Source organism: Aeromicrobium sp. JP4 (assembly GCF_054957925.1).
Genome location: NZ_CM143290.1, coordinates 1,759,835 through 1,778,205, shown reverse-complemented (window position 1 = coordinate 1,778,205; position 18,371 = coordinate 1,759,835). Strand labels below are relative to the sequence as shown.

The 18,371-nt window shown below is 71.3% G+C and carries 13 protein-coding genes; 8 read left to right on the top strand and 5 right to left on the bottom strand.

What is annotated here, in order from left to right:
* Positions 1–81: 81 nt before the first annotated feature.
* The 3 genes from ACY1JX_RS08780 (at position 82) to ppc (ending at position 4,247) form a co-directional block, all read left to right on the top strand.
* Entirely contained in the window at positions 82–1,125 is a 1,044-nt protein-coding gene (locus ACY1JX_RS08780) for a M4 family metallopeptidase (protein ID WP_462563730.1), read from the top strand.
* Positions 1,086–1,370, top strand: coding sequence for a protealysin inhibitor emfourin (locus ACY1JX_RS08775; protein ID WP_286930367.1), 285 nt, complete (start codon positions 1,086–1,088; stop codon positions 1,368–1,370). Before ACY1JX_RS08780 ends, ACY1JX_RS08775 begins: the two co-directional genes overlap by 40 nt.
* A gap of 90 nt (positions 1,371–1,460) precedes the next feature.
* On the top strand, positions 1,461–4,247 hold the full coding sequence (ppc, locus tag ACY1JX_RS08770) for a phosphoenolpyruvate carboxylase (RefSeq protein WP_462563729.1): 2,787 nt from the start codon (positions 1,461–1,463) through the stop codon (positions 4,245–4,247).
* 168 nt (positions 4,248–4,415) lie between these two features.
* Here the strand turns inward: ppc and ACY1JX_RS08765 are convergent, their stop codons facing one another.
* Positions 4,416–5,939: an AMP-binding protein gene (locus ACY1JX_RS08765; RefSeq protein WP_462563728.1), complete on the bottom strand. Its 1,524-nt coding sequence runs from the start codon at positions 5,937–5,939 to the stop codon at positions 4,416–4,418.
* A 182-nt stretch (positions 5,940–6,121) separates the two neighbouring features.
* Here ACY1JX_RS08765 and ACY1JX_RS08760 point away from each other — a divergent pair, with 182 nt between their 5' ends.
* The gene (locus ACY1JX_RS08760; RefSeq protein ID WP_462563727.1) at positions 6,122–6,742 is read left to right on the top strand and encodes a PaaI family thioesterase; all 621 of its coding nucleotides are present in this window, start codon (positions 6,122–6,124) and stop codon (positions 6,740–6,742) included.
* A 3-nt stretch (positions 6,743–6,745) separates the two neighbouring features.
* Here ACY1JX_RS08760 and ACY1JX_RS08755 read toward each other — a convergent pair whose 3' ends face one another.
* Complete coding sequence (locus ACY1JX_RS08755) at positions 6,746–7,597, bottom strand: 3-hydroxybutyryl-CoA dehydrogenase (RefSeq protein WP_286931526.1); 852 nt, start codon at positions 7,595–7,597, stop codon at positions 6,746–6,748.
* A 106-nt stretch (positions 7,598–7,703) separates the two neighbouring features.
* Between ACY1JX_RS08755 and ACY1JX_RS08750 the strand changes: the two genes are divergently transcribed.
* The 3 genes from ACY1JX_RS08750 (at position 7,704) to ACY1JX_RS08740 (ending at position 14,472) form a co-directional block, all read left to right on the top strand.
* Positions 7,704–8,093, top strand: coding sequence for a hypothetical protein (locus tag ACY1JX_RS08750; RefSeq protein ID WP_286930358.1), 390 nt, complete (start codon positions 7,704–7,706; stop codon positions 8,091–8,093).
* A gap of 135 nt (positions 8,094–8,228) precedes the next feature.
* Complete coding sequence (locus ACY1JX_RS08745; RefSeq protein WP_462563726.1) at positions 8,229–11,063, top strand: 5'-nucleotidase C-terminal domain-containing protein; 2,835 nt, start codon at positions 8,229–8,231, stop codon at positions 11,061–11,063.
* A gap of 73 nt (positions 11,064–11,136) precedes the next feature.
* Positions 11,137–14,472 carry an ExeM/NucH family extracellular endonuclease gene (locus ACY1JX_RS08740; RefSeq protein WP_462563725.1) on the top strand — a complete coding sequence of 1,112 codons (3,336 nt, stop codon included), beginning with the start codon at positions 11,137–11,139 and terminating at the stop codon, positions 14,470–14,472.
* 80 nt (positions 14,473–14,552) lie between these two features.
* On the opposite strand, the gene ACY1JX_RS08735 is transcribed toward ACY1JX_RS08740, so the two are convergent.
* A complete protein-coding gene (locus tag ACY1JX_RS08735) occupies positions 14,553–15,398 on the bottom strand; it encodes a class I SAM-dependent methyltransferase (RefSeq protein WP_181754065.1) in 846 nt (281 codons plus the stop codon).
* A 144-nt stretch (positions 15,399–15,542) separates the two neighbouring features.
* Here ACY1JX_RS08735 and ACY1JX_RS08730 point away from each other — a divergent pair, with 144 nt between their 5' ends.
* Positions 15,543–16,223 (top strand): winged helix-turn-helix transcriptional regulator, encoded by a 681-nt coding sequence (locus ACY1JX_RS08730; protein WP_462563724.1) that lies wholly within the window; start codon positions 15,543–15,545, stop codon positions 16,221–16,223.
* On the opposite strand, the gene ACY1JX_RS08725 is transcribed toward ACY1JX_RS08730, so the two are convergent.
* Complete coding sequence (locus ACY1JX_RS08725) at positions 16,210–16,701, bottom strand: SixA phosphatase family protein (protein ID WP_181754068.1); 492 nt, start codon at positions 16,699–16,701, stop codon at positions 16,210–16,212. The genes ACY1JX_RS08730 and ACY1JX_RS08725 overlap by 14 nt on opposite strands.
* Before the next feature lie 298 nt (positions 16,702–16,999).
* Positions 17,000–18,367 carry an FAD-dependent oxidoreductase gene (locus tag ACY1JX_RS08720; RefSeq protein ID WP_286930345.1) on the bottom strand — a complete coding sequence of 456 codons (1,368 nt, stop codon included), beginning with the start codon at positions 18,365–18,367 and terminating at the stop codon, positions 17,000–17,002.
* Positions 18,368–18,371 lie beyond the last annotated feature (4 nt).

Below are 18,371 nucleotides of genomic sequence, written 5' to 3'. Positions count from 1 at the left end.
CCGGTGGCCGGATGGCGCGCCTCGTCTCACGTGGCAGTCGTCGCCGCGCGCGATGTCGGTGCCGGGCCCTACGGTCGGGGCATGGAAACGATTCGGGGGATCGTCCCGCCCTACCTGCTCCGTCAGATCGCCTCGCTGGAGGACGACCGCTACGCCACGGCCGCCCGCGCGGCCCAGCACGCGCTGTCCGAGCGGCCCGGGCACGGCGGCCACAGGCACCCGTCGGCGCGCCCGCCGGCGGTCGACACGCCCCTACGGCGCCGGGTGAGCGATGCCGAGAACCGCACCGAGCTGCCGGGTCGCGTGGTCCGCTCCGAAGGTGATCCGCCCACGGGCGACGTCGCCGTCGACGAGGCCTACGACGGCTTCGGAGCCACGGACGGGCTGCTCCGCTCCGTGTACGGACGGCAGTCGATCGACGACGCCGGGCTCACGCTGGCGGGCACCGTGCACTACGGCGTCGCCTACGACAACGCCTTCTGGGACGGCTCCCAGATGGTCTTCGGCGACGGCGACGGTGAGATCTTCGGGCGCTTCACGGCCTCCCTCTCGGTCATCGGCCACGAGCTGGCGCACGGGGTGGTCGAGTACACGGCCGGGCTGGTCTACCGCGACCAGTCCGGGGCGCTCAACGAGTCCGTCGCCGACGTCTTCGGCGCCCTGGTCGAGCAGCATGCCGCGGGGCAGAGTGCCGACGAGGCGTCGTGGCTCATCGGCGAGGGCCTGTTCACCGAGGCGGTCCAGGGCCGGGCCCTGCGGTCGATGAGTGCCCCGGGCACCGCCTACGACGACGACGTCCTGGGCAAGGACCCGCAGCCGGCCCACATGGACGACTTCGTCGAGACCACGCAGGACAGCGGCGGCGTGCACCTCAACTCCGGGATCCCCAACAAGGCGTTCCACCTCGTCGCCACCGGGCTCGGTGGCAACGCCTGGGAGGTCGCCGGCCGGATCTGGTACGAGACCCTGCTCGGCGACCTGTCCCCGCGGGCGACGTTCGAGCAGTTCGCCCGGGCCACGGTGGCGGTCGCCGAGAATCACGACGCTGCTGACGTGGTGCGCTCCGCGTGGCAGTCTGTGGGGGTATGGACGGAATCGACCAGCCCCTCCTCGTCGTCCGGGTGACCCGCACCGGCGGCTTCGCCGGGCTGCGCCGGCAGTGGGAGGTCGAGGCCACGTCCGAGGACGAGGCGCAGGCCTGGTGGCCGCTCGTCGAGGCGTGCCCGTGGGACGCCACTCCCGGCGACGGCTACCCCGACGGCTTCGTCTACGAGCTGCAGGCCAACGACCGCGAGGCCACCCTGCCCGAGCGCCAGGTCGACGGCCCGTGGCGCGAGCTCGTCGACGCCGTCGTCCACCATGCGCCCTGAGCCGCGCGTCACTCCCACGCCGCCGCGGATCTGACTAGGCTGGTCGCGGGCAACGGCGCCCCACGACTTTCGCCAGCCGAGGGGAGCTCCATGACCGACTCCGAGTTCGATGCCATTGCCCGATCCAAGGACGAGTCGCTGCGCACCGACGTGCGCCGCGTCGGCGACCTGCTGGGCCAGACGCTGCGGCGCCTGGAGGGCCAGCACCTCTTCGACCAGGTCGAGCTCGTGCGCGCCCAGGGCAAGGTCATCGAGGAGTCCGACGACCCCGACGAGCGCCACGAGGCCGCCTCGCGGATCCGCGCGCTGCTCGCCGATCTCGACGCGCCCACCGTGGGCAAGCTCGTGCGGGCGTTCAGCGTCTACTTCAACCTCGCCAACGTGGCCGAGCAGGTGGCCCGCGTGCGCGGCATCGAGGCCCGCCCCGACGACCAGGGCTGGCTGGCCCGCGCGATCGACGACATCGTCGCCGAGCAGGGCGTCGACGCGCTGCGCGAGGGGGTCGAGCGGATCGACGTCCGCGCGATCTTCACCGCCCACCCCACGGAGGTCAGCCGCCGCACCGTGCTGACGAAGCTGCGCCGGATCGCCGACATCCTCGTCGACTCCGCCGAGCCCGGCACCCGCCGCCGCGCCGCGCAGGACCGCGACCTGGCCCAGCTGATCGACCTCATCTGGCAGACCGATGCCGTCCGCCGCACGCGTCCCACGCCGCTCGACGAGGCGCGCCACCTCGTGTTCTTCCTCCAGCAGATCCTCGAGGAGGCGCTGCCCGACATCGGCACCGACCTCGCGGACCGGCTCGCCGAGCACGGCATCTCGCTCGACCCCGCCCGGCGGCCGCTGTCGTTCGGCACCTGGATCGGCGGCGACCGCGACGGCAACCCGAACGTCACGCCCGAGGTCACGCTCAGCATCCTGCAGCTGCAGAATCGCATCGCCACCCGCATCGTCGACACCAATCTCGACCTGCTGATCCGCGAGCTGTCGTCGTCCGACGAGCTGGTCGAGGTCAGTGCCGAGCTGACCAAGTCGCTGCAGGCCGACCTCGTGGCGCTGCCCGATCTCGACCCCCGGTTGCTGAACGTCAACGCGCACGAGCCCTACCGGCTCAAGCTGTCGTGCGTGAAGCTGAAGGTCGCCAACTCGGCGGCGCGCGTCGCCGAGGGCACCCCCCACGTCCCGGGGCGCGACTACGCCAATCGCGACGAGCTGCTGGCCGACCTGGCCGTGGTCGACACGTCGCTGCGCGAGCACGGTGGCGAGCTCATCGCCGACCGGATGCTGGCGCGGGGGATCCGCGCCATCTCGTCGGTCGGCCTGCACCTGGCCACGATGGACATCCGCGAGCACGCCGAGGCTCACCACCATGCGCTCGGGCTCCTCTTCGACCGTCTCGACGAGTCCGAGACCTCCTACGACGACCTCAGCCGCGACGAGCGGTTCGCCCTGCTCTCGCGCGAGCTCGGCCGGCTGCGCCCGCTGGCCGCCGACCCGCCGTCGCTCGACGAGTGGGGCGCGCGCACCTACGGCGTCTTCGCCGCGGTCCGTGAGCTGAAGGAGGCCTTCGGCGAGGACGTCATCGAGTCCTACATCGTCTCGATGACCGTCAGCGGCGACGACCTGCTCGCGCCGGTCGTCCTCGCCCGACAGGCCGGGCTGGTCGACCTCGTCGGCAGCGAGGAGACGCCGCCGTTCGCGCGCCTGGGCTTCGTGCCGCTGCTGGAGACCGTCGAAGAGATCCGCCGGGCCGGCGACGTCCTCGACGAGCTGCTCTCCGACGACCACTACCGCTCGCTGGTCCGCCTGCGCGACGACCGGCAGGAGGTCATGCTCGGCTACTCCGACTCCAACAAGGCCGGCGGCATCACCACCTCGCAGTGGGAGCTGCACCGCGCGCAGCGGGCGCTGCGCGACGTGGCGCAGAAGCACGGCGTCACCCTGCGGCTCTTCCACGGCCGCGGCGGCACGGTGGGCCGCGGTGGCGGACCCACCTACGATGCGATCCTGGCCCAGCCGTACGGGGTGCTCACCGGTGACATCAAGTTCACCGAGCAGGGCGAGGTCATCAGCGACAAGTACTCGCTGCCGCGCCTCGGCCACGAGAACCTGGAGCTGTCGTTCGCGGCGGTGCTGGAGGCCTCCACGCTGCACCTGGAGGCCCGCACGCCCGCCGAGTCGATGCAGCAGTGGGACGACACGATGACCCAGGTCAGCGACGCCGCCTACGCCGCCTACCGGCGCCTGATCGACGCGCCGGGGCTCTTCGAGTACTTCCTCGCGTCCACCCCGGTCGACCAGCTCGGCGACCTCAACATCGGCTCGCGCCCGTCGCGCCGCCCCGAGACCGGCGGCGGCATCGACGGCCTGCGCGCGATCCCCTGGGTGTTCGGCTGGACCCAGAGCCGCCAGATCGTGCCGGGCTGGTTCGGTGTCGGCAGCGGCCTGCGCGCCGCCCGCCTCGCCGGCAAGGGCGACGTGCTGGCCGAGATGCTCGACCAGTGGCACTTCTTCCGCACGTTCATCTCGAACGTGGAGATGACGCTCGCGAAGACCGACCTCGACGTCGCCGGACACTACGTGAACACGCTCGTGCCGGCCGACCTGCGCCCGATCTTCGACCGGATCCGCGCCGAGCACGCAGTCACGGTGGAGGAGGTGCTGCGGGTCACCGGCGAGCGCCACGTGCTCGACGACCAGCCCGGCCTGCGCCGCACGCTGGAGGTCCGCGACGCCTACCTGCAGCCGATCTCGTTCGCCCAGGTCGACCTGCTGGCCCGCTACCGCGAGGACCCCGACGCCGTCGACGAGGACATGCGCGCCGCGCTGCTGCAGACCGTCAACGGCATCGCCAACGGCCTGCGCAACACCGGCTGAGCAGGATCTCGATACGCCGCGACTCCGTCGCGAGCTACTCGATCACCGACCCGGTGATCGAGTAGCGGGGCGAGGAACGAGCCCGCGTATCGAGATCACGCACGCAGTTCCGTCGCCGGTGGACCGGTGATCGAGTAGCGGGGCGAGGAACGAGCCCGCGTATCGAGATCAGTTGACCTGGCGGTCGCGGCCCTCCCAGTAGGCCTCGCGGAGCTTGAACTTCTGCAGCTTGCCGGTGGCGGTGCGGGCCAGCTCCTCGCGGAACTCGACGCGCTTCGGCACCTTGTAGCCCGCGAGGCGCTCGCGCGCGTGAGCGCGCAGGTCGTCCTCGGTGACGTCGCCGTCGACCACGACGAGGGCCAGGACGAGCTCGCCCCACCTGTCGTCGGGGATGCCGATCACCGCGACCTCGCGCACGGCCGGGTGCGAGGCCAGCACGTCCTCGACCTCGATCGACGACACGTTCTCGCCGCCGGAGACGATGACGTCCTTCTTGCGGTCGGCGATCGTGACGTAGCCGTCCTCGTAGACGCCGCCGTCGCCGGTGTGGAACCAGCCGCCGGCCAGCGCGTCCTCGGTGGCCTCCGGGTTCTCCCAGTACGACTCGAGCACGGTGTTGCTGCGCACGAGGATCTCGCCCTGGTCGTCGATCATCACGCGCGTGCCGATCGTGGGGGCGCCGGCCCGGGCCAGCAGGCGCGCCTGCTCCTCGCCCTCGAGGTCGTCCCACTCCTCGCGCATGCGGCTCATCGTGAGCAGCGGCGAGGTCTCGGTGAGGCCGTAGATCTGGATGAACTCCCAGCCGAGCTCCTCGCGGACCCGCTGGATGGTGCGGGTCGGCGGGGGAGCCCCGGCGACGATGCAGCGCACCCGGTCGCGGCCCGTGTCGCCCGTCCAGTCCTCGAGCGCGTCGAGCGTCGCATTGAGTACGGCAGGAGCGCACGCCAGCACCGTGACGCCGTGCTCCTCGATGCGCCTCAGGATCTCGGTGCCGTCGATCTGGCGGATCACGACCTGCTTCGCGCCGACGCCCGTGGCCGAGTAGAGCAGCCCCCAGCCGTCGCAGTGGAACATCGGCAGCGTGTGCAGGTAGACGTCGCGGTCGGTGAGCGTGGCGTGCCAGCCGAAGGTGGTGGCGTTGACCCAGCGGGCGCGGTGCGTCTGCTGCACGCCCTTGGGCCGGGCGGTCGTGCCCGAGGTGTAGTTGATCGTGGCGGTGGCGTTCTCGTCGGGCTCCCACTCGGCCGGCTCGGCCTTCGACGCCCAGATCTTGTCGTCGTCGCGGCCCAGGACGAACACGTGCTTGGCCGACGTGCAGGACTCCGCGAGGTGCTCCAGCTCGGGATCGAGCATGACCACCTCGGCGCCGCAGTGCTCCACGATGTACTGGACCTCGGCCGGCGCCAGCCGGAAGTTCACCGGCACGAAGACGCGGCCCCAGTTGGCCACGCCGTAGAACGAGGCCAGCAGTCGCGCCGCGTTGTGCGAGACCATCGCGACCCGCGCGCCCTGCGGCACGCCGAGCTCGTCGAGCGTCGCGGCCTGGCTGCGCGCCCTCGCGTACAGCTGGGCGTAGGTCACCTCGCCCCACGAGTCCGCCACCTGGTTCGGCTCGTCGACCACGGCGACGCGGTCGGGGTAGACGGTGCGGGCGCGGTCGAGGAAGTCGCGCAGGGTGAGCGGGACGATCATGGGGCCTCCGGCGGGGTCGAAAGGTGCGTGTGGGTCACGTCACGCTGCCATTGTGTCGACTCCCGGTGGTGCCGTGCACCCCGAGTCCGGGTACGAGCGACCAGCGGTCGGCGCCTCCCGACGAGCGGAGCCGGGGGGAGCGGTGGAGGGCGTCACCCGGCGCGCTGGGTAGCCTCGGCCCGGTGAGCTGGGAAGAGATGTTCAAGGGTGACTTCGCCGCGGACGACGTCCGCGCCTACGGCGAGCTGGTGCGGAACCTGCACGCGGTGCAGGACGCGCTGGCCGCGATGCCGATGGACCGCGAGGCGATCGACGGCCTCTCCGCCGACCTCGCGCGGTGGCGCGAGCGCCTCGAGCCGTCGGTCACCGACGAGCAGCACCAGGTGAACGGTCGCGTCGCCGAGCTGCCCGTGCGCGGCCACGCGATGCTGCCCGAGCTGGACGTCACCTCACGCACCACCGACCGCGTCGAGGGGACCGTGCGCTTCGGCCGTTGGTTCATGGGCGGCGGGATGGCCGTGCACGGCGGAGCCGTCAGCCTGCTGTTCGACGAGGTGCTCGGGATCATCGCGTCGCTCGCGGCGGGCGGCATCACCCGCACCGCCTACCTCCACACCGACTACCGCGCCCTCACCCCGATCGACACCGAGCTCGAGACGATCGCGTGGATCGACCGGGTCGAGGGCCGCAAGTGGTTCATCCGCGGCGAGATCCGCCACGGCGACGTCGTGTGCGCCGAGGCCGAGGGCCTCTTCCTGCACCTGCTGCCCGACCAAGGGCTCGGCAAGCGCACCACCGACTGAGGGTCAGGGGTAGGGGTAGAAGCCCTGCCCCGACTTCTTGCCCATCAGGCCCGCGTCGACCATGCGGTCGAGCAGCGGCGGCGGCGAGTAGAGGGGCTCCTTGAACTCCTCGTACATCGACTCGCCGATCGCCTTGATCGTGTCCAGCCCGATGAGGTCGCTCAGCGCGAGCGGCCCCATCGGGTGGCCACAGCCCAGCACCATGCCGTTGTCGATGTCCTTCGCCGAGGCGTACCCGGCCTCGTACATCCGGATCGCCGACAGCAGGTACGGCACCAGGAGCGAGTTGACGATGAAGCCCGCGCGGTCGGTCGCGTCGATGGGCTGCTTGCCGAGCGTCTCCGAGACGTAGGAGCGCATCCGGTCGAGCGTTTTGTCCGAGGTCGTCAGCGACGGGATGAGCTCGACGAGCTTCATGACGGGCGCCGGGTTGAAGAAGTGCACGCCCATGACGCGGTCGGCGCGGCCGGACGCGGCGCCCAGCTTCACGATCGGGATCGACGACGTGTTGGAGGCCAGGATCGCGTCGGGGTCCTGCAGGATCTTCCCGATGCGGGTGAAGAGGTCGAGCTTGATCGACTCCTTCTCGCTCGCCGCCTCGACCACCAGCTGGCGGTCGGCGAGATCGTCGAGGTCGGTCGTGACCTTGATCGCCTCGAGGGTCACGTCGCGGTCCTGCTCGGTGAGCTTGCCGCGGTCGACGGCACGCTGCAGCGAGGTCTCGATCCGGCCGTGCGCGGCGGCTGCGGCCTCCTCGGTGACCTCGACGACGACGACCGAGATGCCGGCGCGCGCGTTCACCTCTGCGATGCCGGAGCCCATGAGGCCACCTCCGACGACTCCGATGCGTTCGATGGTCACGCGACCTCCCGGTAAAGATGATGGATTCCTCACCTTCGATCGTAACGGTCGCCGGGTGAGCCTCCGCAAGCGCTTCGAGGAGGCGTGATGGGATGGCCCCATGCGTGCGTGGCTCCCGGTGGTGCTCGTCCTCGCCCTGGCCGGCTGCGGCGGGAGCGATGATGCCCCGACCCCGTCGGCGAGCTCGGCCTCCACCACCCCCGGGAAGGTCGCCACCGAGGCCTCGGGCACGGTCGATCCGCTGGCGATCACCTCGTACGTCTGCCGCCGGAACGCCAAGGGCGTCTGGAAGGTGCAGGGCACGCTCGAGAACACCGGCAAGCAGGCCCGCGACTACAGCGTCACGGCGTTCATCGGGCAGCAGACCGGACCGGCGCGCGTCGTGGAGCTCGACCGGGTGCGGGCGGGCGCCAGCGTGCCGTTCACGATGGACCCGATCGTCGCCGCGCCCGAGGGCCCGTGCCGGCTCCGGGCGGTCATCTCCCTCTGACGCCGCGGCGCCCACGAGGCGCCCCCGACCTTTTGCCGCGTCTTAACCAAAATGTCATGGTCCGTCCGGTCTCTTGGCTGATTCTCAGGGTTACGGTGTGCCAAACCGGTTCCCCTGCGACAAAGGACACAGACCTTGAAGTCCCGACGTTCCCTCTCGGCTGTTGCGATCGGAGCGCTGCTGAGCGCACCGATCGTCGTGGCCCCGTCGGCCACCGCGGCCGACCCCGTCGACATCACCCTCGTCGACATCAACGACTTCCACGGCCGCATCGACTCGAACACCACGAAGTTCGCGACGACGGTGGAGCAGATCCGACAGACGGCGGGAGAGGCGAACACGCTCTTCCTCTCCGTCGGTGACAGCATCGGCGCCTCGCCGTTCGCCTCCTCGACGCAGCAGGACGAGCCGACGATCGACGTCCTCAACGCGCTCGACCTCGACGTCTCGTCCGTGGGCAACCACGAGTTCGACCGCGGCTTCGACGACCTCGTGGGCCGCGTCACCGACCGGGCCGACTTCCCGTACCTCGGTGCGAACGTGAAGCTCCGGGCCACCGGCGCCGCGGCACTGCCCGCGTCGGCCACCTTCACCGTCGGCGGCCTCGAGGTCGCCGTCATCGGTGCGGTCACCGACGAGACCCCGTCGCTCGTGACGCCCTCGGGCATCTCGACCCTGACGTTCACCGACCCGGTCGAGGCCGTCAACACCGAGGTCGACCGCCTGGAGGCGCTGCCGGAGGTCGACCGGCCCGACGTCATCGTCGCGGCGTTCCACGAGGGCGCCGGCGCCGGCACCCCCGACGGCTCGAGCCTGGCCGAGGAGGTCGCCCACGGCGGCGCCTTCGCCGACATCGTGAACAACACCGACGCCTCGGTGGACGCGATCTTCACCGGCCACACGCACAAGGCCTACGCGTGGGACGCCCCGATCCCCGGCCAGGCCGCCAAGACCCGCCCGATCATCCAGACGGGCAGCTACGGCGAGAACATCGGCAAGGTCACGCTGTCGGTCGATCCCGACACCGGCGACGTCGCCTCGCACACGGTCGCGAACGTCCCGCGCGTCGCCACCGCGAACGAGCAGCTGCCCCGCGTCGCCGCGGTCAAGACCATCGTCGACAACGCCCTCGCGTACGCCGCCACGATCGGCAACGAGAAGGTCGCCGACATCACGGCCGACATCACCACCGCCTACACCGGCGGCAGCTACGTCGGCGGCGTCTACACGCCGTCGAACCCGGCCGCACCCAAGACCGGTCGCGACGACCGTGCGAGCGAGTCCACGATCGGCAACCTCGTGCCCGACGCGATGCTCGCCCAGTCCAAGGCGACGAACGCACCGGCCGACCTGTCGATCAACAACCCCGGCGGCCTGCGCGACGAGCTGTTCTTCGCCGGTAACACCACCACCGGCGGCCCGAACAACACCGACGGCTCGGTGACGTTCGCCGAGGCCAACGCCGTGCTGCCGTTCACCAACAACCTCTTCACGGTCACCCTCACGGGCGAGTCGCTGAAGAAGGTCTTCGAGCAGCAGTGGCAGCGCAACCCCGACAACACGGTGCCGAGCCGCCCGTACCTGCAGCTGGGCGTGTCCGACAACGTCCGCTACACGTACGACGCGACCCGCGCCGAGGGCGACCGCATCACCAGCGTCTGGATCGACGACCAGCTGCTCGACCCGGCGAAGTCCTACAAGGTCATCGTCCCGTCGTTCCTGGCCACCGGCGGCGACAACTTCCGCGCCTTCGCCGAGGGCACCTACGTCGACACCGGTGTCGTCGACTACGAGGGCTGGATCGAGTACCTGGGCGCCAAGTCCCCGGTGACCCCCGACTTCGGCCGCCGCTCGGTGGCCGTGTCGGGCCTCGCGAGCTCCTACGAGGTCGGCGAGACGGCGACGTTCTCGCTGCCGAAGCTGAACCTGACCTCGCTGGGCAGCCCGGCGAACACGTCGGTCGAGGCCACCCTGGAGTACGGCGACGGCCAGACGCTCGACCTCGGCTCGCAGCCGGTCACCAACGGCGCCTCCGGCCAGTTCTCCTTCACCGTGCCCGCCGGCGCGATCGAGGGCGGCACGATCCGCGCCGAGGCGTCGCCGAGCGGCACCGTGGCCACCATCCCGCTGTCGGTCGAGAAGGCCGCCTCCACCACCACCGCCACGGCTCCCGCCCAGGTCACGAAGGGTGAGGCGTTCGACGTCTCGGTCGACGTCACCGCGGCGGCGGGCGACCTCGACGGCACGGTCGTCGTCCGCGACGGGGCCACCGAGGTCGGCACCGGCACCGTGACCGACGGCTCCGGGACGGTCGAGGTCCAGGCCTCCGACCTGCGGCTCGGCCAGCGCACGCTGACCGTGGCCTACCAGGGCTCCGGCACGGTGGCCGGCTCCGAGACCACCGTCTCGGTCGAGGTCATCAAGGGCGAGACGCCGTTCACCGCGCAGGGCTCGACCACGCCGTACGGCACGGGCGCGACCATCACGCTGACGGCCGCCCCCGGCACCAGCGGCATCGTCTACGTCGCGAACCAGCTGGGCATGCAGGTCGGCACGGCCTTCCTGTCCGACGGCAAGGGCACGTTCCGCTTCGGCGGCACGGCGCTCAAGCCGGGCTCGTACACCTACGGCCTGTTCTTCAACGGCAGCGCCTCGTACGAGCCGGCCGACGCCACGGCGACCGTGAAGGTCACCAAGGCCGACACCTCGGTGCGCGCCGTGGTCGCCTCGAAGATCAAGTCCAAGGGCGCGGTCCTGAAGGCCCGCGTCTCGGCCAAGGGCTTCACGCCCACCGGCACGGTCGTGGTCAAGCGCGGCACCAAGGTCGTGGGCAAGGCCACGGTCAAGGACGGCGTGGCCCGCGTGAAGCTGGCCAAGCTCCCGCGCGGCAAGGCGACGCTGCGGGTGTTCTACAAGGGCAGTTCCGTCGCGAACGGCTCCACGACGTCCGCGAAGACGTTCGTCAAGTAGTGACCTGAGCCGGGGCGGTCCGCACGCGGGCCGCCCCGGCTCACTCCATCAGCACCATTCGAGGGGAATCCCGATGTCTCGTCCTGTCCTTCGCGGTCTGACCGCGCTCGCCGTGGCGGCCGGTGCGGCCGTGGCGGTGCCGCCGGCGGCCACCGCCGCTCCCGACGGCTCCGGCCTCGTGATCAACGAGGTCTACCTGAACGGCGGCTCCGCGGGGGCCACCTACCTCAACAAGTTCGTCGAGCTCCACAACCCGACGGACGAGGACATCAGCGTCAACGGCTGGTCGGTGCAGTACCGCGCGTACAACGGCACCGCGAACTTCTCCGCCGTGATCCCCCTCGGCGACCGCCACCTCGAGCCCGGCGGCACCCTGCTCGTGAGCGGCAACTCAAACGCCGCCAACGGCGCGGCGCTGCCCACCCCCGACGTGGCCAGCACGACCGGCTTCTCGGGCAACACGAACGGCGGCACGATCGCGCTCGTCTCGTCCGAGACCGCGCTCACCGGCGACCTGGCCACCGTCCGTGCCAACGCGTCCCTGGTCGACCTCATCGGCTACGGCCTCTCGAACACCTTTGAGGGCACGCCGAAGGCCGACGGCTACACGGTGACCGCCTCGGTGACGCGCGCAGCCGGCGCGGACACCGACGTGAACTCCACCGACTTCACCACCGCGGCGCCCACCCCCGTGGCGTGCGGCGCCACCTGCGACGGCCCCGGAGACGCCGAGCCCGAGGAGCCCGAGCCCTCCGAGACGGTCACGATCGCGCAGATCCAGGGCACGGGTGCGGCCAGCCCGCGCGTCGGCCAGACGGTCACCACCACCGGCGTCGTCACGGCGCTCTACGCGTCAGGCGGCTTCAACGGCGCGTACCTCCAGACGCCCGGCACCGGCGGCACGCCCGGTCCCGCGTCGCACGGCCTGTTCGTCTTCGGCTCGTCCACCGCGTTCGCGCAGTCGGTCGACCTCGGCGACACGATCGACGTCACCGGCGCCGTGTCGGAGTTCAACGGCCTGACCCAGATCACCGCGGCGACGTGGCAGGACGCCACCACCGCCGGCACCGTCACGCCGACCCCCGTCACCTTCCCCATGACCGAGGCGCAGCGTGAGGCCCTCGAGGGCATGCTCGTCGACGCCACGGCGGGCACGTTCACGCTCACGAACAACTACGGCACGAACACCTTCGGCGAGATCGGCCTGGCCTCGGGTGACACCGTGCTGCCGCAGCCGACCAACGAGGTCCGTCCGCGCACGTCCGCCTACGACGCCTTGGTGGCGCGGAACGCGGCCCGCATGATCACGCTCGACGACGGCAAGAGCATCAACTTCACCTCGGGCGCCAACCGCGCGATCCCGGGTCCGTGGCTGACGCCGACCAACGAGGTCCGCACGGGCGCGTCGGTCACGATCGACGAGCCGCTGGTCATGGACTGGCGCAACAGCACGTGGAAGCTCCAGCCGACGCAGCCCTTCGCGGCCGGTGGCGAGTCCGCCACGATCGCGCCGCAGAGCACGCGCGAGACGGCACCGAAGGACGTCGGCGGAGCGGTCAAGCTGGCCTCGTTCAACGTCCTGAACTACTTCACCACCACCGGTGAGGACTGGGTGTCCTCGAGCCGCGGCACCTGCACCTTCTACACCGACCGCGACGGCAACCGCATCACCGTGAACACCTGCACGAACAACGGTCCGCGCGGTGCCGCCAACGACGTGAGCCTCGCCCGCCAGCAGGCGAAGATCGTCCGGGCGATCAACACGCTCGACGCCGACGTGCTGTCGCTGGAGGAGATCGAGGACACCGGATCGCTCGGCGGCGCCGATCGCGACGAGGCCCTCACGACGCTCGTCGCGGCGCTCAACGCCGACGCCGGCTCGCAGCGCTGGGCGGCGGTCCTGTCGCCGTCGACGATCCCGACCTCCGGTCGTGACGTCATCCGCACCGCGTTCATCTACCAGCGCGACGTGGTCGAGCCGGTCGGGCCGTCGGTCATCCTCGACTCGCCCGCGTTCGCCAACGCCCGCGCCCCGCTGGCGCAGGAGTTCCGCCCGGTCGACGGCGACGCCGGCCAGGACTTCCTGGCGATCGTCAACCACTTCAAGTCGAAGGGCTCGGGCGACGGCGTGAACGCCGACCAGGGCGACGGCCAGGGTGCGTCGAACCGCGCTCGCGTCGGTCAGGCCGAGGCGCTCGTCGACTTCGTGTCCTCGCTGGAGGACCAGACCGACACCGACCGGGTGTTCCTGCTCGGCGACTTCAACTCCTACGCCAAGGAGGACCCGCTGGCGATCATCGAGGACGCCGGCTTCGTGAACGTCGACCAGCGCCTCACCGACGAGGAGACCTACCAGTTCGAGGGCATGCACGGCTCGCTCGACCACGTGTTCGCCTCCTCGGCCGCGTTCGCGCGGGTCACCGGCGCCGACGTGTGGACCATCAACGCGCCCGAGTCGATCGGCCGCGAGTACAGCCGGTTCAACAACAACGTGACGAACCTGTTCGACGCGTCCACGCCGTTCCGGGCCAGCGACCACGACCCCGTGATCGTCGGCTTTGACCCCGGCGCAGCCGCCGAGGTCGCCACGACGACCACGGCGAAGGTGCCGTCCGTCGTGTGGGCCGACGAGGCGTTCGACGTCGCGGTCACGGTCGCCTCGGGCACGGGCTCGCCCCGTGGCACGGCCACCGTGTCGCTGGGCGACGAGGTGCTCGGCACGGCCGCGGTCGCCGATGGCAGGGCCACGGTCACGGTGCCGGCGGGCTCGCTGCGGGCGGGTCGTCACGTGCTCGACGTCGCCTTCGCGGGCGAGGGTCGCTACGCCGACTCGGCCGGCACCGTCACGGTCGACGTCCGTGCCGACTCGGCGATCACCGCCACGGCGGCACGCGGCACCTACGGCAGGCCCACCGCGATCGCGGTGACGGGCGCGCCCGACGCCGGCGGCCTGGTCTACGCCACGGCCGGAGGTCGGATCATCGCCTCGGCGATCATGCGCAGCGGCAAGGCGACGATCAACGTGCCGGGCACGGCCCTGCGGCCGGGCACCACGGCGGTGACCGTCTTCTACGCCGGTGACCGTGCTCACGAGCCGAGCCGCACCTCGGTCGACGTGGCGATCGCGAAGGCGAGGGCCACCGTGTCGGCGAAGGTGCTGAACGGCAAGGTCACGGAGCGGACGCGCGCCAAGGTGCGCGTCGTGGTCCGTACGCCGGGCTTCGTCGAGAGCTCCGGGAAGGTCCGGATCTACCGGGGCTCGAAGCTGCTCGCGGCGGGCAACGTCAAGGGCGGCAAGGTCACCGTGACCCTGCCGCGCCAGAAGTCCTCGGTGCGCCTGACGGCGCGGTTCAGCGGCACGTCGCTGACCTCGCCGGCGAGCCGCGCGTTCGTGCTGCGGGTGCGCTGAGGCAAGGGGGACAGGCCGGGCGGCCCCAGGATCGGAGGGAGATCCTGGGGCCGTCCTCTGTCCGGGTGCGCCGTCCGAGCTCAGCGCACCTCGGCCGTGACGAGCAGGTACTCCCACTGCATCGTGAAGCCCTCCTCCGAGCGGGAGCCCTCACGCTCGCCCAGAGCGGCCAGGTCGCGCTCGAGGTCGGCGGTGCGCTCCGGGTCGTCGGCGTGGGCGGCGAAGGCCGCGATCGTCGGGCCGTAGTGGGCCGCGAAGTAGTCGCGGAACTGCTCCCCGCCCTCGAAGTGCGTGACCGGCAGGGTCAGCCGGCGTACCCGCACGTCGCCGACCCGGTCGCCGAGCAGCGCCCGCACGTGCTCCTCGTTCCCCCACAGCGGCGGCGGTGAGGCGCCGGGCGGGGGCGGCGGCACGTACTGCTTCATCGTGGCGAAGAGCTGGCCGATCGTGCCCTCAGGCGTCCACGAGACGATGCCGATCCGGCCGCCCGGGCGGCACGTGCGCACCAGTTCGTCGGCGGCCTGCTGGTGGTGCGGCGCGAACATCACGCCGATGCACGACATGACGACGTCGAAGGCGTCGCCCTCGTAGGGCAGTGCCTCGGCGTCCGCCACGTCCCACGTGAGGTCCACGTCGGGGTGCTCGGTCCGGCCTGCCTCGAGCAGGCCGGGAGTGAGGTCGGAGGCAACCACGGTCGCGCCCCGCTGTGCCGCACGGACCGCGGCGCTCCCGGTGCCGGCGGCGACGTCGAGGACCCGCTCGCCGGGGTTCACCTCCAGCGCGTCCACGAGGACGGCGCCCAGCGGCGAGACGATCTCGCGTGCGACCCGGGGGTAGTCGCCCAGCCCCCACATGCGGCGGTGCTTGTTCTTCAGCTCGGTGTCCTGCTGCACCGCGTCGGTGGCGGTGGTGTCGGTGATTCCCATGGATCTTCCTTCGTGTGGTGTTCCTCCACCCAGAGTCCGCCCGGGGCCCGCGGTGATACCAGTTCCGTTTCTGTACCGTCCGATCGGGTGGTGGCGCCGGGAGGCCGGCGAGGCGCACGATGGTCGGGACGAAGGGGAAGACCCATGGCGACCTCCTACGGCCAGTTCTGCCCACTCGCGAAGGCGATGGAGATCCTCGACGAGCGCTGGACGATCCTGATCGTGCGCGAGCTCCTGCTGGGCAGCACGCGCTTCAACGAACTGCGGCGTGGGGTGCCACGGATGTCCCCGGCACTGCTGTCCAAGCGGCTCCAGGCGCTCGAGCGCCACGGGATCATCGAGCACGACGCGTCCGGCTACCGGCTGACCGAGTGCGGCCGCGACCTGCACACCGCCGTGATGAGCCTGGGCGTGTGGGGCCTGCGGTGGATCGAGGACTTCGGCGACGAGGACCTCGACCCGCACCTGCTGATGTGGGACGTCCGCCGCACGGTGCCGAGTGCCGCCTGGCCGCCCGGGCGCACGTGCGTGGCGGTGGAGTTCACCGACCTGGAGCGGGCGCGCCGGTGGTGGCTCGTCGTGTCGGGCGGTGTCGTGGACGCCTGCGACTACGACCCGGGCTACGAGGTCTCGGCCACGGTGCGGGCGCCGCTGCGCACGCTGACGCACGTGTGGCGCGGCGACGTCTCGTGGGAGCAGGCGATGCGGGCGCGGCAGGTCGAGATCGAGGCGCCCCGTGACACCCGCGCCGTCGTGCCCGACTGGTTCGGCCGGTCGATGCTGGCAGAGGCCCTGGCCGCGCAGGCCGCCGTCAGCGCGGGATGACGACGTCGGTCAGCGTGGCGGTGCCGACCTCGAGCGCGGCCCAGGGACCTGCGACGTCGAGGACGGCGATGGCCGAGGTGGGGAAGCCGGCACGCACGGTGTGCAGGGCATCCGGGTCGGAGTCCTCGCCCGCGAGCCGCGCGGCCAGGCCCGGGGTGCCGGGGGCGTGGCCCACCAGCAGCACGGTGGACGCGGCGTCGTCGACGGACTGGATCGCCTCCAGCAGGCTCCCGGTCCAGCCCTCGTAGATCTCGTCGAGGAAGCGCGCGGGAGCCTCGAGGCCGGTGGCGGCGAGGGTCTCGCGGGTGCGGGTGGAGGTGGAGCACAGCACGACGTCGACCGTGCCCACGTGCTCACGGATCCACTCGCCCGCCAGCGCCGCCTCGCGCCGCCCGCGGTCGGCCAGGGGTCGCTCGAAGTCCTCGACCCCGTCGGGGAACGCGGCCTTGCCGTGGCGCATCAGCAGCAGTCGGCTCATGGTCCGAGTCTAGGAGCGTGTGATCTCGATACTCCCCCGCAAGCGGGAGGTGCCCCCACGCGAGCTCGCTGGCGCTCGCCGCGGCACTCGATCACCGAGCCCGGTCATCCTGATCTCGATAGACCGCGAGCTCGCTGGCGCTCGCCGCGGCACTCGATCACCGAGCCCGGTCATCCTGATCTCGATACGCCCGCTCGTTCCTCGCGGTGCTACTCGATCACCGGGCCGAGCCGGTGGTCGAGTAGCTCGCGAGCGCAGCGAGCGGCGTATCGAGACCACGTGATCTCGACGTCGAACCTCAACCGCGCGCGATGCCGACCATCTCGTCGCGCGGGACGACCTTCTTGCGCTCGCGCGGGTGGGTGTCGCCCTCGCCGAGGGACATCTCGTGGGCGTCGAGCTTCTCCCAGCCCTCCCACGTCGTGTACTCCACGCCGCGGCTGTCGAGGTGGCGGTCGAAGGCCTCGCGGTCGGCGAACTCCGGCGCGGGCAGCTGCGGCAGGTCCTCGACGAGCATCTTGACCGTCTGGGCGGCGTCGGACTTCGTGTGGCCGATCAGGCCGACGGGGCCGCGCTTGATCCAGCCGGTGGCGTAGACGCCCTCGATCGGCGAGCCGTCGATGTCGAGCACGTGGCCGCCGTCGTTCGGCAGGACGCCGCCGTTCGAGTCGAACGGCAGGCCCGGCAGGTTGTCGGAGTAGTAGCCGATCGCGCGGTACACGGCCTGGACGGGCCAGTCCTTGAACTCGCCGGTGCCGCGCACGTTGCCGGTGCCGTCGAGCTCGGTGATCTCGGTGCGCAGGCCGACGACGCGGCCGTCCTCGCCGAGGATCTCGACCGGGTTCTGGCAGAAGTGGATGTGGATCCGGTGGGGCGCGCCCGACGGCTCCTTAGCCAGGTAGTCGCCCAGCACCTTCACGACGAGCTTCTGGCTCTTCGCGGCGGCGAGCGCCTCCATCGAGCCGTGGTCGAACTCGTAGCCCTCGGGGTGCACGACGACGTCGATCGTGGGGGAGTGGCTCAGCTCGCGCAGCTCCATCGGCGTGAACTTCACCTGGGCCGGGCCGCGACGCGCGAACACGTGCACGTCGGTGGTGGCGTTGTTCTTGAGGCCCTCGTAGACGTTGTCGGGGATCTCGGTGACGAGCAGCTCGTCGGCCGTCTTGGCCAGGATGCGCGCGACGTCGAGGCCGACGTTGCCGACGCCGAGGACGGCGACCTGCTTGGCGTGCGGCTGGAAGTCCCAGTCGCGCGGGGCGTCGGGGTGGCCGTCGTACCAGTAGACGAAGTCGGCGGCACCGTAGGAGCCGTCGAGGTCGACACCCGGGATCGAGAGCTCACGGTCGCGGCGCGCGCCGGTGGCGAACACGACGGCGTCGTAGAACCCCTTGAGGTCCTCGAGCTTGATGTCGGTGCCGAAGTTCACGTTGCCGAAGAACCGGATGTCCTCGTTCGCCATCACGCGCTTGAGCGCCTTGATGATCTCCTTGATCCGCGGGTGGTCGGGTGCCACGCCGTAGCGAATCAGGCCGAACGGGGTCGGGTCGCGGTCGAGGATGTCGACGGTCACGTCGAGGCCCTCGGTCTTGGTGAGGATGTCGGCCGCGTACACGCCAGCGGGGCCGGCGCCGACGACGGCGACGCGCACCTTCCTGTCCACAGTCATGAGG

Coding starts and splice junctions, on each gene's coding strand:
- ACY1JX_RS08780 (WP_462563730.1), top strand. CDS start 82: ATGGAAACGATTCGGGGGATCGTCCCGCCCTACCTGCTCCGTCAGATC.
- ACY1JX_RS08775 (WP_286930367.1), top strand. CDS start 1,086: ATGGACGGAATCGACCAGCCCCTCCTCGTCGTCCGGGTGACCCGCACC.
- ppc (WP_462563729.1), top strand. CDS start 1,461: ATGACCGACTCCGAGTTCGATGCCATTGCCCGATCCAAGGACGAGTCG.
- ACY1JX_RS08765 (WP_462563728.1), bottom strand. CDS start 5,939: ATGATCGTCCCGCTCACCCTGCGCGACTTCCTCGACCGCGCCCGCACC.
- ACY1JX_RS08750 (WP_286930358.1), top strand. CDS start 7,704: ATGCGTGCGTGGCTCCCGGTGGTGCTCGTCCTCGCCCTGGCCGGCTGC.
- ACY1JX_RS08740 (WP_462563725.1), top strand. CDS start 11,137: ATGTCTCGTCCTGTCCTTCGCGGTCTGACCGCGCTCGCCGTGGCGGCC.
- ACY1JX_RS08735 (WP_181754065.1), bottom strand. CDS start 15,398: ATGGGAATCACCGACACCACCGCCACCGACGCGGTGCAGCAGGACACC.
- ACY1JX_RS08730 (WP_462563724.1), top strand. CDS start 15,543: ATGGCGACCTCCTACGGCCAGTTCTGCCCACTCGCGAAGGCGATGGAG.
- ACY1JX_RS08725 (WP_181754068.1), bottom strand. CDS start 16,701: ATGAGCCGACTGCTGCTGATGCGCCACGGCAAGGCCGCGTTCCCCGAC.
- ACY1JX_RS08720 (WP_286930345.1), bottom strand. CDS start 18,367: ATGACTGTGGACAGGAAGGTGCGCGTCGCCGTCGTCGGCGCCGGCCCC.